This window comes from Amycolatopsis mediterranei (assembly GCF_026017845.1).
GTDB classification, from domain to species: domain Bacteria; phylum Actinomycetota; class Actinomycetes; order Mycobacteriales; family Pseudonocardiaceae; genus Amycolatopsis; species Amycolatopsis mediterranei.
Window position 1 is genome coordinate 2967188 of record NZ_CP100416.1, and the last position, 13312, is coordinate 2980499.

The window sequence follows — 13312 nt, forward strand, 5'->3', positions numbered from 1 at the left end:
CGCTTCAGGTGAAGGTGACGGTGGCCAGCAGCAGGCCGAGACCGCCCGAGGCCACGCCCGCGGCCACCGTCACCAGCACGTTCAGCACCGCGTACAGCCGCGTTTTCTCCAGGAACAGCCGGACCGTCTCGTAGCCGAACGTCGAGAACGTCGTCAGGCCGCCGCAGAAGCCCACCGCCACCAGCGCGCGCACCGACGACGGCTCCGCGCCGTGCAGGAGCCAGCCGCTCAGGAAACCCAGGAGGAACGAGCCCGCGATGTTCACCGTCAGCGTGCCGAACGGGAACGGCGAGTCACGCCACTGCTGGACCTTCCGGTCGGTCAGGTAGCGCAGGACCGACCCCGCCGCTCCGCCCAGGGCCACCAGGACCGGCGTCACTCCGCCCGCCCCACGTGACGGACCACTTCGACCTGGTCGAGCGTCACCAGCCCTTGGCCGATCAGCTCGTCCAGCTGGGGCAGGAACGCCCGCAGCTTCGCCTCTTCGTCGATGATCACGATGACCACCGGCAGGTCCTCCGACAGGGACAGGATCCGCGTGGTGTGGATCAGCGACGAAGCGCCGTAGCCCTCGACGCCGCGAAGTACCGAAGCGCCCGCGAGACCCGCGTCGCGGGCCCGGCGGACGATCTCGTGGTAGAGCGGCTTGTGGTGCCAGTGGTCGTCTTCGCCGAGGTAGATCGTCAGGCGGGTGTGCAGTCCGTCCATCAGCGTCCCTTCCGCACCACGCGCGTCGCTGCCAGGCCGGCCGCGACCGCCGTCAGGCACAGCACCACCGACGCGGCCAGGTAGGCCAAGGATCCCACGAGCCGCCCGGTCGTCGCGGCGTCGAGGGTGTCGGTCACGAACGTGGAGAAGGTGGTGAAGCCGCCGAGGATCCCGACGCCGAGGAACGGCCGGAGCAGGTGGTGGGGGCGCGCGGTGGTCGTCAGGACCGCCATCAGGACGCCGATGAGCAGGCAGCCGAGCGCGTTGGTGAGCAGCGTGGCGACGGCGAACTCGCCGCGCGCGTGCGGGATGGCGACCGACAGGCCGTAGCGGGCGAGACTGCCGAGCGCGCCGCCGGCGGCGATGGCCAGCAGGACGTCCCACCGGGGCACGCCGATCACCTCCTCCTCGCGGTGAACCTACTCCCGATGGCCGACGCGTCGCCGCCACCCGGTCGAGCATGCTGGACGGGGATGACAGGCAGCCATCGGTCGCCGTACTGTTGCTCAGCGTAGGCAAGGCAACCCTAAGGAAGGCGGGCACATGCGGGCAGACGGGCTGGCCGGAGGCCACGGCGGCGCGGACCGGCTCGGCGAGCTGATCCCGGTGGCCCTGCGCGGAATGGCGGCCGGAGTGGCCGAGCGCGGCGGCCCGGTCCCGGCGGGCGGCCCGGCCGCGGTGGCGGCGGCGCTGGTGGCGGAGCGTGGCGAGCCCGCCCCGGCGGCGGCCGATGAAGGCGCCGCCGGGGGTGGTGAATCGGGGAGCTCGGATGTCGGGTCCGCGGAGTTGCACCGGGCCGCACCCGCACCCAATCCAGCCGCCGGGCCAGGTGGCCAGGCGCCCGCTGCCGCGATGCCGGGACCCGCCCCAGCCGCCGGGAATGGTGCCCTGCCCCGCCGGGGCGTCGGTGCCGAAGCCGCGCTCGGACAACTCAGCCGCCTGCTCGCCGCCGGCTCTGCGGATCCCGCCGATCCTGCCTGTGCCGCCCACCTGCACTGCCCGCCCCTCGCCGTGGCCGTGGCCGCCGATGTTGTCGCCAGTGCGCTCAACCCCTCCATGGACTCATGGGACCAAGCGCCCGTCGCCAGTGAGCTCGAACGGGAATTCACCACCGGGATCGCCCGGTTGTGCTACCCCGACGCTGATCACCCCGACGCCGTCGTGACCACCGGCGGGACCGAATCCAACCTCCTCGGCCTGCTCCTCGCCCGCGAAAACGGCGTCGTCCAGCCCGTCTGCGGGGCCAACGCCCACCACAGCGTCGCCCGCGCCGCCTGGCTGCTCGGCCTGCCCGTCCCGATCGTCGTCCCTTGTGACGGCGACCGGCTGCTGCCCGATGCGCTCGACAAGATCCTCACCCCCGGCTGCGTCGTCGTCGCCACCGCCGGGACCACCAACACCGGCACCCTCGACCCGCTGCCCGAAATCGCCCGGATCTGCCACCAAAACAACGCCCGGCTGCACGTCGACGCGGCCTACGGTGGCATGGCCCTGTGCAGCGAGACGCTGAAGTCCAAACTCGACGGGCTCGACCGCGCCGACTCTGTGGCGCTCGACCTGCACAAGTTCGGCTGGCAGCCGGTCGCCGCCGGGCTGTTCGCCGCCCGCGAAGCCGCCGATCTCGGCGCTCTCACCGTCCGCGCCGAGTACCTCAACGCCGACGACGACACCGAAGCCGGCCTGCCGGACCTGCTCGGCCGCTCGATCCGGACGTCGCGGCGGCCGGACGCCTTCCGGATGGCCGTCACCGTGCACGCGCTCGGCACCGACGGCCTCGGTGCGCTCGTCGAACGCTGCTGCGCCACCGCCACCGAGGTCGCCCGGCGCGTCGACGAGCACCCCGGCCTGCGGCTCTGGGGCCCGCCCGAACTGTCCACCGTGGTCCTGCGGCCGGTCGTCGCCGACGAGGCGGGCGGCGACGAGCTCGTCGCGCGCGTCCGCCGCGCCCTCCTCGAAGCGGGCACCGCCGTCATCGGCCGGGCCGCGCTGCCGACCGGGCCCGGCGGCGCGAACCAGCTGTGGCTCAAGCTGACGCTGCTGCACCCGCACGCCACCGCCGCCGACTACCTCCCGTTGCTCGACCGGATCGCCGCCACCGCCGGCGCCGAGCTCGTGGCCGGCCGGGAAAGCCCGGTCGCTTCGTGAGGCGCCACCACCTCGCCGGCGTCGGGATCGGGCCGTTCAACCTCTCGCTCGCGGCGCTGGCCGCCGGGGTCGACGGCCTCGACGCCACCTTCTTCGACGCCCGCCCGGAGTTTCGCTGGCACCCCGGCCTGCTCGTCGAGGGCGCGACGCTGCAGGTGCCGTTCCTGGCCGACCTGGTGACGCTGGTCGATCCGACGAACCCGTTCTCCTTCCTCAACTACCTGCGCGACCGCGGCCGCCTGCTGCCGTTCTACTTCGCCGAGCGGTTCCACCCGCTGCGCGCGGAGTACGACGACTACGGCCGCTGGGCCGCCGCGCGGCTGCCCTCGTGCCACTTCGGGCACGAGGTGACCGGGATCCGCTGGGCCGGCGACGCTTTCGAACTCACCATCGCCGGGACCGAACCCGTGCTCGCGGACCACGTCGTGCTCGGCGTCGGCTCGGTGCCGTCGGTCCCGGCGCCCCTGCGGGACGTCGTCGCCGATCCCGGCGTCCTGGCGCTGCACTCGGCCGACTACCTGACGCACCGGGACGAACTCCTCGCCGCCGGCAATGTCACGGTCGTCGGCTCCGGGCAATCGGGGGCCGAAGTCGTGCTCGACCTGCTGCGGTCGCGCTCCACTGTGGACGGACTGCGCTGGCTCGCCCGGACGCCCGCGTTCGCGCCGATGGAGTACTCGAAACTCGGTCTCGAGCAGTTCACGCCCGACTACACCGCGTACTTCCACGGCCTGCCCGAAGCCGTGCGCGACCGGCTGCTGCCCACGCAGTGGCAGCTCTACAAGGGCATCGACACCGAAACGATCGGCGCGATCCACGACGAGCTCTACCGCCGCAGCATCACCGGGCCACCGGGGGCTGTGCTCACCCCCGGTGTCGAAGTCGTCTCGGCGTCCACAGTGGACGGCGCGATCGAACTCGGCGTCCGGCACGCGCAGCAGGGCCGCGACGCCACCCTGCGCACCGACGCCGTCGTCGCGGCCACCGGGTACGCGGAGGCGCCGACCGGGCCGCTGCTGGCCGGGCTCGGCGACGCCGTCCGCCGCGACGGGCGGGGCCGCCTGGAAGTCGGCGCGGACTACCGCGTCGCGCTCGGCGTGCCCGGGTCGCTGTTCGTGCAGAACGCCGAACGGCACACGCACGGGCCGGGCGCCCCCGACCTCGGTCTCGGCGCGTGGCGGGCGGCCGTGATCCTCAACGCCGTGTGCGGCAAGTCCGTGCACGAGCTGCCCGACCGCACCGCGTTCACCACGTTCGGCCTGGAGGACAAGTGACCCTGGATGAGGCGGCCGCCTGGCGCGCGGCCGGCGCCCTGATCACGCACAAGATGCTCGGCGAACTGTCCTACGAGCACATGCTGGAGCCGGTCGCCGACGGCGAGGAGTACCGGCTGGAGCTGCCGGGCGCCCGCTACACGTTCCGGGCCCGGCGGGGCGCGTTCGACGCCTGGACGGTCGAACCGGGCAGCGCGCGCCGGTCCGGCGAACCGGTCATCGACCCGCGCACGCTCGTCGTGGACGCCCGCGCGGTCCTGGGCCTGAGCGGGCTGCGGCTCGCCGACGTGCTCGCCGAGCTGACCTCGACGGTCGCCAACGAGGCCGCCCGCCTGCGGCGCGCCCCGACCGCGGCCGAACTGTCCACGATGGACTACGACGTCGCGGACGGGCACCTCACCGGCCACCCGCGGCTCGTGCTCAACAAGGGCCGCGTCGGGTTCTCCGCACGCGACCGGGCCCGGTACGCCCCGGAGGCGGGCGCGGACCTCCGGCTGCGCTGGTTCGCCGTGCACCCGGACCACGCCGAGTTCCGCTGCGTCGGCGAGCTGAGCCGGGACGCGCTGCTGGCCGCCGAACTCGGCGAACAGCGCGAAGAGTTCGCCGCGAAGGCACCGGAGGACTACGTCTGGGTGCCCGTGCACCCGTGGCAGGCCGACGAAATCCTCGGCACGCTCTACGCCGCCGAGCTCGCCACCGGCGTCGTGATCGACCTCGGGGAGAGCGCCGACGCCTACCGGCCGCACCAGACGGTCCGGACCCTGGCCAACGTGAGCACCCCCGGCCGCCACGACGTCAAGACCGCCGTGTCCGTGCGCAACACGCTGGTCTACCGCGGGCTCAACTCCGCGGCCACCCTCGCCGGGCCGTCGGTGACGACGTGGCTGCGCCGGATCGGCGCGGGCGACCCGCTGCTGACGGAGACGTACCGGTTCGGGCTGCTCGGCGAAGTGGCGAGCGTGTCGGTGCGGCACCCGCTGTTCGGGCACCTCGAGGAACTGCCGTACCGGTTCCACGAAACCCTGGGCGCGCTGTGGCGCGAGCCCATCCGGCTCGCGGCGGGGGAGCGCGCGATCTCGTTCGCCGCCCTGCCGTACCGCGGCCCCGACGGCGTCTCGATGCTGGCGCACCTGATCGGCGGCGGGGACGTCACGAGCTGGCTGACCCGGCTGTTCGATCTGCTCCTCACGCCGTTGCTGCAGTGGCTGCTGCGCCACGGCGTCGGGTTCTGCCCGCACGGCCAGAACCTCGTCCTGGTCGTCGACACCGCCGGGGTCCCGCAGCGGGTGCTGATCAAGGACTTCGCGCAAGGTGTCGACCTGCTCGACGAGCCGCTGGAAAGCTACGAGTCGCTGCCGCCCGAGGCGGCGGCGGACATGCTGCGCTGGCCCGCGCACCTGCTGGCCCAGTCGCTGTTCAGCTCGGTGTTCTCCGGTCAGTTCCGGTTCTGGGCCGAGGTCCTGCTCGACGAGCTGGGCCTGCCGCGGGCGGCGTTCTGGGCGCCGGTCCGGGAGATCGCCGGCCGCTACCGGGAGGAGAACCCGGACGTGGCCGCGCGCTTCGACGCCTGCCGCCTGTTCGCCCCGGGCGTCGAGCGCGTGACGCTCAACCGCGAGCACTTCGCCGGGCAGGGCTTCGACAAGGTGGAGCGCGACGACGAATTCGACGTCCGCTGGGGCCGGGTGCCGAACCCGCTGCACGCCCCGGATCCGGGCGGCGCCTGGTGACGGCGTTCGCGCGGCCGGCCGGCCCGCGATCCCTGGCCGCCCGGCGCGCGGCGGCCACCGCGGGCGAGACGGTGCTGCGCGGCGTGCTCGCCGAGGACGGCGCCCGGCTGCTCCTGCTGGTGCCCGACCCGCACGCCCGGTTCGCCGCGGTGGAGCTCGCCGCGCCGTTCGCCGCTTCGGTGCTCGAAGACGGCTACGGCGTCTGCAGCTACGTCTTCGCGTGGACGCCGTCGCGCGATCCGCTGCCGGCGTCCGGCGTGCTGGGCGGGTACCTCGAGGGCTTCGGCGACCTGCGGGTGCGGCCGGACGCGGCTTCGGCGATCCCGCTGGGCGACCGGACGTGGGCGGTCGTGGGCGACGCCGAGTGGCCGTCCGGGGCCGCCGCCGAACTGGCGCCGCGGGAGGTGCTGCGCGGGCAGCTCGCGGCGCTGGAGGGACTCGGCCTGGTGCCCTCGGTCGGCATCGAGCACGAGGTCGTGTTCCGGGACTCCCTCGGCGCGCCGCTCACGGCGCACGGCGTCGACTACGCCCTCGGCGGCACCGAACGGCTGGCACCGCTGCTGCGCGACCTGCGGACGGACCTGGCCGAGGCCGGGCTCGGTGTCGAGTCCGCGCGGGCCGAGTGCCACCCGGGGCAGTACGAGATCGTGCTGCGCCACCGTGATGCTTTGGCCGCTTGTGACGACGTTCTGCTGCAGCAGCTGATCGTGCGGCGGGCGGCGGCTCGTCATGGCGTTACGGCGGACTATTTGGCTGCGCCTTCGGTCGGGCAGGGGAATTCCGGGCACGTGCATTTGTCGCTGTCCGCTGTGGACGGTTCGGAGCCGGATCTGCTGGGTGGGTTCCTGGCCGGTGTTCTGCGCGATGCCCGGGCGTTGACGGCGGTGTGGGCGCCGACGTGGAACTCCTATGTGCGGCTGCGGACGGCGCCGTTCTCGCCGCGGGAGGTTCGGTGGGGGCATGATGACCGGACTGCCGCGGTGCGGGTGGCCGGGGCGGCGGACAACCGGCGGCTGGAGTTTCGGTTTGCCGGTGCGGATGCTCAGCCGCATCTTGTGGTTGCGGCGCTGTTGGCTGCTGGGCGGTTCGGGTTGGAAGAAGGTCTGGTGGCGCCGGAGGCTGGGGTTTCTGCCGGGGCCTTGGCGGGTTCGCCTTGGGAGGCTTTGTCGCTTTTGGAGCGGGTTGGGGAGTTGTTGGGGGTGGATGTTGCTGCGCAGCTTTCTGCTTTGCTGACCGAGGAGATCGAGTCCGGTTTGGAGTCGGTTACCGACTGGCAGCGGCTGCGGGGTTCGCTGCGGTCTTGATTGTTCTTGCTCGTTCCGCCAAGGCCTTGCTGGGTTCCGCCACCCCGAAGCCGTCATTGTGACTACGGCCGGCGGCTGCCGCCGTCCGTGTTTTGGCTTCGGATCGGGGTTGCGGGGGGTCCGGGTGCCCCCGTGGGGCTGGTTCTTGCGTGCGGCTTGCCGTTTTTCGTTGGGCCGGAATGCTTACTTTGGGCGGATGTTCTGGTTGATGTGGAAGACGTTCTCCGGGTCGTACCTTCGCTTCACCGCTGCCAGCCTGTCGTAGTTGCCTCGGTAGGATGCCTGTACGCGGTCCTGGCCCTCCTCCATCATGAAGTTCACGTACGCTCCTCCCGCCGATGTCGGGTGCAGTTCCTCCCAGTAGTCGCGGGTCCACTGTGCGATGGCTTCAGCCTTCTCCGGGGCGGGATCGACTCCCACGATCACGCCCGACCAGCCGCCCGATCGGTGGGGGAACGCCATTGCGTCCGGGGCGACTCGGCTCGCCGCGCCGTCGATCGGGTACAGGTGCATCGACGAGTGCATTGTCGGGAGTTTCTCGCCGTGCTTGAGGTGGATGTCGATTGCCTCGTCCGAGATCTCGTGGAAGACGTCCGCTCGCCAGTACCACTGCAAGCCGGCCGGGTACAGTGCGTCGAACGCTCCCTGCAACGCCGTATAGGGCATGCTCTGCAGGCCGACCAGCAGGGGCGTGCCGAACGAGCGGACCGGTTCCAGCACTTCCTCCGCCTTGTCGTGGGATCCCGTGTAACACCAGACGATTCCGCACGCCTTGCGGCCCCACAGCTGCTCCGGGAACGGTGGTGCGGGCGGCACCGTCAGCAAACCGAACCAGCCGTTCAGCTCCTCGGGCAGCGACGGCAGCAGCTCGCGGTACCAGCGCAGCACGTCCGGGGTGTCGGCCAGGTCGTACAGCACCGGGCCGCCGATGACCACGCCGTGCTCGCCGATGTCGTGGCAGCGGAACGTGAACGAGGTGACGACGCCGAAGTTGCCGCCGCCGCCGCGCAACGCCCAGAACAGGTCGGCGTGCTCGGACTCCGATGCGTGCGCGAAGGTGCCGTCGGCCAGGACGACGTCCGCGCCGAGCAGGTTGTCCACCGTCAGGCCGAAGCGGCGGGCCAGGTAGCCGATGCCGCCGCCGAGGGTCAAGCCCGCGACGCCGGTGGACGCGACGATGCCCGACGGGGTCGCCATGCCGAACGCGACCGTGGCGTGGTCGACGTCGCCCCAGGTGCAGCCGGCGTCGGCGCGGACGGTGTGGTGCACCGGGTCGACGGTGGTGCTGCGCAGGCGGGACAGGTCGATGACGAGCGCTCCATCGGCGACGCCGAGGCCGCCCGCGTTGTGGCCGCCGCCGCGCACCGCGAGGTCGAGGCCCTGGGCGCGGCCGTAGCGGACGCAGGCGACGACGTCGGCCGCGTCGCGGCAGTAGGCGATCGCCGCGGGCCGCTTGTCGATCATGGCGTTGTAGACGGCGCGGGCCTGGTCGTAGCCAGGGTCGGCCGGTGTGACGAGGTCGCCGCGCAGCGTGGCGGCCAGTTCCTCGTGCGGCAAGGCGGTGGTGGTCATGGTGGGTTCCCTCTCGGATTTGCGGTACCGGAGGGAACGTAAGCAGCCGGCGTTCGCGCAGCGTTCGGTCCGTTCGCCCCGGTCAGGACGGGGCCACCACACCCAGGTCCGCCTCCGCCCGCCGCCGCAGGGCGGTGCTGCCCTGGGCGCGGGCCAGCTCCGCCGCCGCCCGCAGCCGGGGCCGCGGATCGGCGTCGTACGCCGCCCGCAGCCGCAGGACCTCCGGCAGCCACCAGCGGTCGTCACGGGCTTCACCGGCCGCCAGCGCCGCGTCCAGCGTCGCGCGGGCCGCCTCCGGGGCCGACAGCTCGGCGACCAGCGAAAGCCAGTACGGCATCCGGGCGAACGCTCCCTCCGCCTTCAGGTTCGCGACGCCCTCCTGCGCGGCGGCCAGCCCGGCCGCACCGCCGCGGGCCCAGCCGCCCAGGAGCAGCGCCCACTCGCGGTAGTACGCGAAGCCGTACCGGTCGCACAGCGCCGTCAGCTCGGCCACCGCCGTCCCGAGTGCCCGGCGGTCGCGGCACATCTGGTGGGTGATCCCGGCGTACGCCAGCGCGATGGCCAGGCTGTACGGGTGGTCGATCCGGCGGGCGAGGGCGATCGCCCCGGCACCGGACGCCACGGCCGCGTCCCCGTGCCCGAGCAGCCAGTGGGCGTGCGCCGCCCAGGCCGGTCCGTGGACGTCCGGGCGGGTGCCGATCGGCCACGACGACGCGCCGCGCGTGCGTTCGGCGCCCAGGTCGAAGTGCCGCAGCGCCTCGGCCGGGTCGTGCCCGAGACTCAGCGACGACCCCGCGACGATGAAGTGCGCGGACCCGCCCTGCGCGGCGCTCGTGCCCGGCGCGAGGAGCCCGAGGGCGCGCTCGGCCGCCTCGTGGGCCTGGACCGTCCGGCCCTGGACGAACCGTGACGACCACAGCTCCAGCAGCGCGGTGAGCGCGGCCTCGGCGTCGCCCAGCGATTCGGCGAGCGCGAGCGAACGCTCCAAGGTGTGCTGCAGCTCGGGGGACGCGTAGCCCTGGTGGGCGTTGAGGGGACCGGCGAGCGCTTCGAGGACGGCCAGCTCGTCCCGGTCGCGGTTGCCGCTCGCCGGGCGGGCGCGGACGAGGTCCAGGGCTTCCCGCAGCAGCCGGATCGCCTCGGCGTGGGCGAACGTGCCCGCGGCGACGGCGGCCGCCCGCCGGTAGTGGGCGACGGCGCGGTCCGGGCGGCCGCCGCGGGCGTACTGCTCGGCCAGCTGCGCCGCCACGGCGTCGGTGTCCCCGGCGTGCAGCAGCTCAAGGCCCTGGGCCAGCCGCCGGTGCAGCAGCCACCGCCGCGGCGGGCTGACCTGCTGGTAAGCGGTCTCGCGCAGCAGGTCGTGGGTGAAGTCGTAGCTGCCGCCGGACTCGCGCACGATCCGGCGGCGCCACAGCTCGTCGACGGCGTCGACGACGGTGTCCGCATCGAGGTCGCTCGCCTCGGTGAGCAGCTCGAGGGTGACGTCCCGGCCGGCCGCGGCGGCGAGCCCGGCGATCTCGCGGGCGGCCGGGCCCGGTTGCTCCAGCCGCGTCCGCAGCACGGCGGCCAGCCCCTCGGCGGGCGGGGAATCGTGCGCCCGCAAGGCTTCGACGACGTAGAGGGGGTAACCGCCGGTGGCCGCGTGCAGCAGGTCACGGTCCGAAGTGGACAGTGGGCGCCCGGCGACCGCTTCGCCGAGGCGGGCCGTGCCGTCGGCGTCGAACGGGCGCAGCGGCAGCTCGGTCAGCCTGCCGTCGTCGCGCAGCTGGGCCGTCCAGGCCGCGCCGCCCCGGGCGGGGTCGCCGTCGCGCAGGGTCGCGGCGACCAGCAGTGGCGCGTCCGGCAGCAGGCCGAGGCAGAAGGTGAGGAACGCGCCCGTCTCTTCGTCGCACCACTGCGCGTTGTCGAGCACCAGCAGGACCGGCCGGCCGCCGGCGGTGAGCGCCCGGGCCAGTCCCTCGAAGAACCGCAGGCGCTGCCAGGCTTCGACGGCCACGTGCCCGCCGCCGGCCGTCCGGGTGCCCGGCAGCAGCCGGTCGACCTCGGCGCGCCACACCGGGTCCAGCGACGCCGCCGCCTTCTGCACGGCCGGGGTGCGCAGCCAGTCGGCCACCGGCGCCAGCGGGAGCCGGCCCGGCGTGCCGAAGCACCGGCCGGCGGCCACGACCGCACCCTCGGCGCGGGCCGTTCCGGCCAGCTCGCGCACCAGCCGGGTCTTGCCGACCCCGGCGTCCCCGCGCACGAGGACGAGCCCGGCGCGGCCCGCCGCGGCCGTCCGCCAGAGCTCGCCGAGCCGGGCCAGCTCATCGGCGCGGCCGACGAGCCCGGGTGCGGCCGGCCGCCGGGGCTCGTGGTCCGGCCGGGCCAGCAGCCGCCGCAGCGCCGCGCGCGTCGGCTCGGCCGGGACGACGCCGAGTTCGCGCTCCAGGACCGACGCGCACCGGTGGTAGGTGCTGACCGCGCCCGCCCGGTCCCCGGCTTCGGCCTGCAGCTCCATCAGCGTCCGGTAACCGGTCTCTTCGAGGGGGCGCAGCGCGATCCGGCGGCGGGCCGCGGCGACCGCGGTGACAGGGTCGTCCGACGGCGTCCGGCCGATCAGGTCGCACAGCTCGACGCACTGGCGTTCGAGTTCGGCGCGGGCGGCCAGGACCCAGTCCTCAGCCAGGCCGGGCAGCAGTTCGCCGCGGTAGGCCGCGAGCGCGGCCCGGGCGTGGCCGACGGCTTCCCCGGGTGCCCCGGCGGCCAGCGCGGCCCGGTGGGCGACGGTGAACTCCCGGACGTCCACGCGGCTCGTCGGCGAATCCTGCCAGCACAGGTCCTGCCCGGTGACCGTCAGCGAGGGCGGGTCGCCGAGCACGCGGCGCAGCTGGTGCAGCTCGCGGCGGAGGTTGGTCAGCGCCTGCGCGTCGGTGGAATCCGGCCAGAACAGCCCGGCGAGCAGGCGCCGGGGCTGCGCCCGGCCGGCGTGCAGGACGAGGTGGGCCACGAGCGCGACCGACCGCGGCGACCGCGTCAGCACGGCGCCGGACTCGTCGTCGGCGATCACCTGCTCGCCCAGCAGTGCGACGCGCAGCACCCGGATACGCTAGCCCTTCGGCGGGGCCGTGCGCGGATCTTCACCGGCCGGGGGTTGCGCCGGGACCGCCGGGTGCGCAGGCTCGACGTCGTGAGCGAGCACGAGTACGACCTCATCGTCATCGGTTCGGGCCCCGGCGGGCAGAAGGCCGCGATCGCCGCGGCGAAGCTCGGCAAGAAGGTGGCGGTCATCGACCGGCACGACATGGTCGGCGGGGTGTGCGTCAACACCGGCACGATCCCGTCCAAGACGCTGCGCGAAGCCGTGCTCTACCTGACCGGCATGAACCAGCGCGAGCTCTACGGCGCGAGCTACCGCGTCAAGCAGGACATCACCATCGCCGACCTGCTCGCCCGCACCCAGCACGTGGTCGGGCGCGAGGTCCAGGTCGTGCGCGCGCAGCTGATGCGCAACCACATCGACCTGGTCGACGGCATCGGCTCGTTCGCCGACCCGCACACCGTGCTGGTCGAAGGCCGGCACCGCGGCGACCGGCGGACGCTGTCGGCCGACCACGTCGTGATCGCCACCGGCACCCGGCCCGCGCGCCCGAAGCAGGTCGACTTCGACGCCGCCCGGGTGCTCGACTCCGACGAGATCCTGCGGCTCGAGCAGATCCCGTCGTCGCTGGTCGTGGTGGGCGCCGGGGTGATCGGGATCGAATACGCGTCGATGTTCGCCGCCCTCGGTTCGCGGGTCACCGTGGTCGAGCAGCGCGAGCACATGCTCGACTTCTGCGACCCGGAGATCGTCGAGTCGCTCAAGTTCCAGCTGCGCGACCTCGGCGTCACGTTCCGCTTCGGCGAGAAGGTCGCGGACGTGGCGGTGTCCGACCACGCGACCATCACGACGCTGGTCAGCGGCAAGCGCATCCCGGCCGACGGCGTCATGTACTCGGCCGGCCGCCAGGGCATGACCGGCGAGCTCAACCTGGAGGCGGCGGGCCTGGCCGCGGACGAGCGCGGCCGGCTGGTGGTCGACGAGAACTACCGCACCCCGGTGCCGCACATCTACGCGGTCGGCGACGTGATCGGCTTCCCGGCACTGGCGGCGACGTCGATGGACCAGGGCAGGCTCGCGGCCTACCACGCGTTCGGCGAGCCGGCGCACGAGCTGGGCGCGCTGCAGCCGATCGGCATCTACACGATCCCGGAGATCTCCTACGTCGGCGCGACCGAGGCCCAGCTGACGTCGTCGTCGGTGCCGTACGAGGTCGGCATCGCGCGGTACCGCGAACTGGCGCGCGGCCAGATCACCGGCGACAGCTACGGGATGCTGAAGCTGCTGGTGTCCACGACGGACCGCAAGCTGCTGGGCGTCCACGTGTTCGGCACGGGCGCGACCGACCTGGTCCACATCGGACAGGCGGTGATGGGCTGCGGCGGCACGGTCGACTATCTCGTCGACGCGGTGTTCAACTACCCGACGCTTTCGGAGGCGTACAAGGTGGCGGCCCTGGACGCGACCAACAAGATCCGGGCGCTGGAGCGCTTCTCCTGAGGCGGC

Annotated in this window: 10 protein-coding genes; 5 read left to right on the forward strand and 5 right to left on the reverse strand. The window is 73.5% G+C overall.

The features are described from left to right. Positions 1–4 precede the first annotated feature (4 nt). The 3 genes from crcB to ISP_RS14195 are packed head-to-tail and all read right to left on the reverse strand — an operon-like array spanning position 5 to position 1109. Positions 5–379, reverse strand: coding sequence for a fluoride efflux transporter CrcB (gene crcB / locus ISP_RS14185; protein WP_013224558.1), 375 nt, complete (start codon positions 377–379; stop codon positions 5–7). After that, positions 376–708 carry a DUF190 domain-containing protein gene (locus tag ISP_RS14190; RefSeq protein WP_013224559.1) on the reverse strand — a complete coding sequence of 111 codons (333 nt, stop codon included), beginning with the start codon at positions 706–708 and terminating at the stop codon, positions 376–378. The genes crcB and ISP_RS14190 overlap by 4 nt, the downstream gene beginning before the upstream one ends. After that, positions 708–1109 carry a fluoride efflux transporter FluC gene (locus tag ISP_RS14195; protein ID WP_013224560.1) on the reverse strand — a complete coding sequence of 134 codons (402 nt, stop codon included), beginning with the start codon at positions 1107–1109 and terminating at the stop codon, positions 708–710. Before ISP_RS14195 ends, ISP_RS14190 begins: the two co-directional genes overlap by 1 nt. A gap of 142 nt (positions 1110–1251) precedes the next feature. Here ISP_RS14195 and ISP_RS14200 point away from each other — a divergent pair, with 142 nt between their 5' ends. The 4 genes from ISP_RS14200 to ISP_RS14215 are packed head-to-tail and all read left to right on the forward strand — an operon-like array spanning position 1252 to position 7158. Then, positions 1252–2853 (forward strand): pyridoxal phosphate-dependent decarboxylase family protein, encoded by a 1602-nt coding sequence (locus ISP_RS14200; protein ID WP_013224561.1) that lies wholly within the window; start codon positions 1252–1254, stop codon positions 2851–2853. After that, on the forward strand, positions 2850–4127 hold the full coding sequence (locus ISP_RS14205) for a lysine N(6)-hydroxylase/L-ornithine N(5)-oxygenase family protein (RefSeq protein WP_013224562.1): 1278 nt from the start codon (positions 2850–2852) through the stop codon (positions 4125–4127). Before ISP_RS14200 ends, ISP_RS14205 begins: the two co-directional genes overlap by 4 nt. Next, a complete protein-coding gene (locus tag ISP_RS14210) occupies positions 4124–5854 on the forward strand; it encodes an IucA/IucC family protein (protein ID WP_013224563.1) in 1731 nt (576 codons plus the stop codon). Before ISP_RS14205 ends, ISP_RS14210 begins: the two co-directional genes overlap by 4 nt. After that, on the forward strand, positions 5851–7158 hold the full coding sequence (locus ISP_RS14215) for a type I glutamate--ammonia ligase (RefSeq protein ID WP_013224564.1): 1308 nt from the start codon (positions 5851–5853) through the stop codon (positions 7156–7158). Before ISP_RS14210 ends, ISP_RS14215 begins: the two co-directional genes overlap by 4 nt. 183 nt (positions 7159–7341) lie before the next feature. Here ISP_RS14215 and ISP_RS14220 read toward each other — a convergent pair whose 3' ends face one another. Then, positions 7342–8730, reverse strand: a complete 1389-nt coding sequence (locus ISP_RS14220) for an FAD-binding oxidoreductase (protein ID WP_013224565.1) — start codon at positions 8728–8730, stop codon at positions 7342–7344. A gap of 82 nt (positions 8731–8812) precedes the next feature. After that, the gene (locus ISP_RS14225) at positions 8813–11806 is read right to left on the reverse strand and encodes an ATP-binding protein (RefSeq protein WP_013224566.1); all 2994 of its coding nucleotides are present in this window, start codon (positions 11804–11806) and stop codon (positions 8813–8815) included. Between the two features lie 90 nt (positions 11807–11896). Here ISP_RS14225 and sthA point away from each other — a divergent pair, with 90 nt between their 5' ends. Beyond that, on the forward strand, positions 11897–13306 hold the full coding sequence (sthA, locus tag ISP_RS14230) for a Si-specific NAD(P)(+) transhydrogenase (protein WP_230468779.1): 1410 nt from the start codon (positions 11897–11899) through the stop codon (positions 13304–13306). Positions 13307–13312 lie beyond the last annotated feature (6 nt).

Bases quoted from the DNA above. Each gene is read 5' to 3' on its own strand.
- ISP_RS14200 (WP_013224561.1), top strand. From the start codon at position 1,252: ATGCGGGCAGACGGGCTGGCCGGAGGCCACGGCGGCGCGGACCGGCTC.
- ISP_RS14190 (WP_013224559.1), bottom strand. From the start codon at position 708: ATGGACGGACTGCACACCCGCCTGACGATCTACCTCGGCGAAGACGAC.
- ISP_RS14220 (WP_013224565.1), bottom strand. From the start codon at position 8,730: ATGACCACCACCGCCTTGCCGCACGAGGAACTGGCCGCCACGCTGCGC.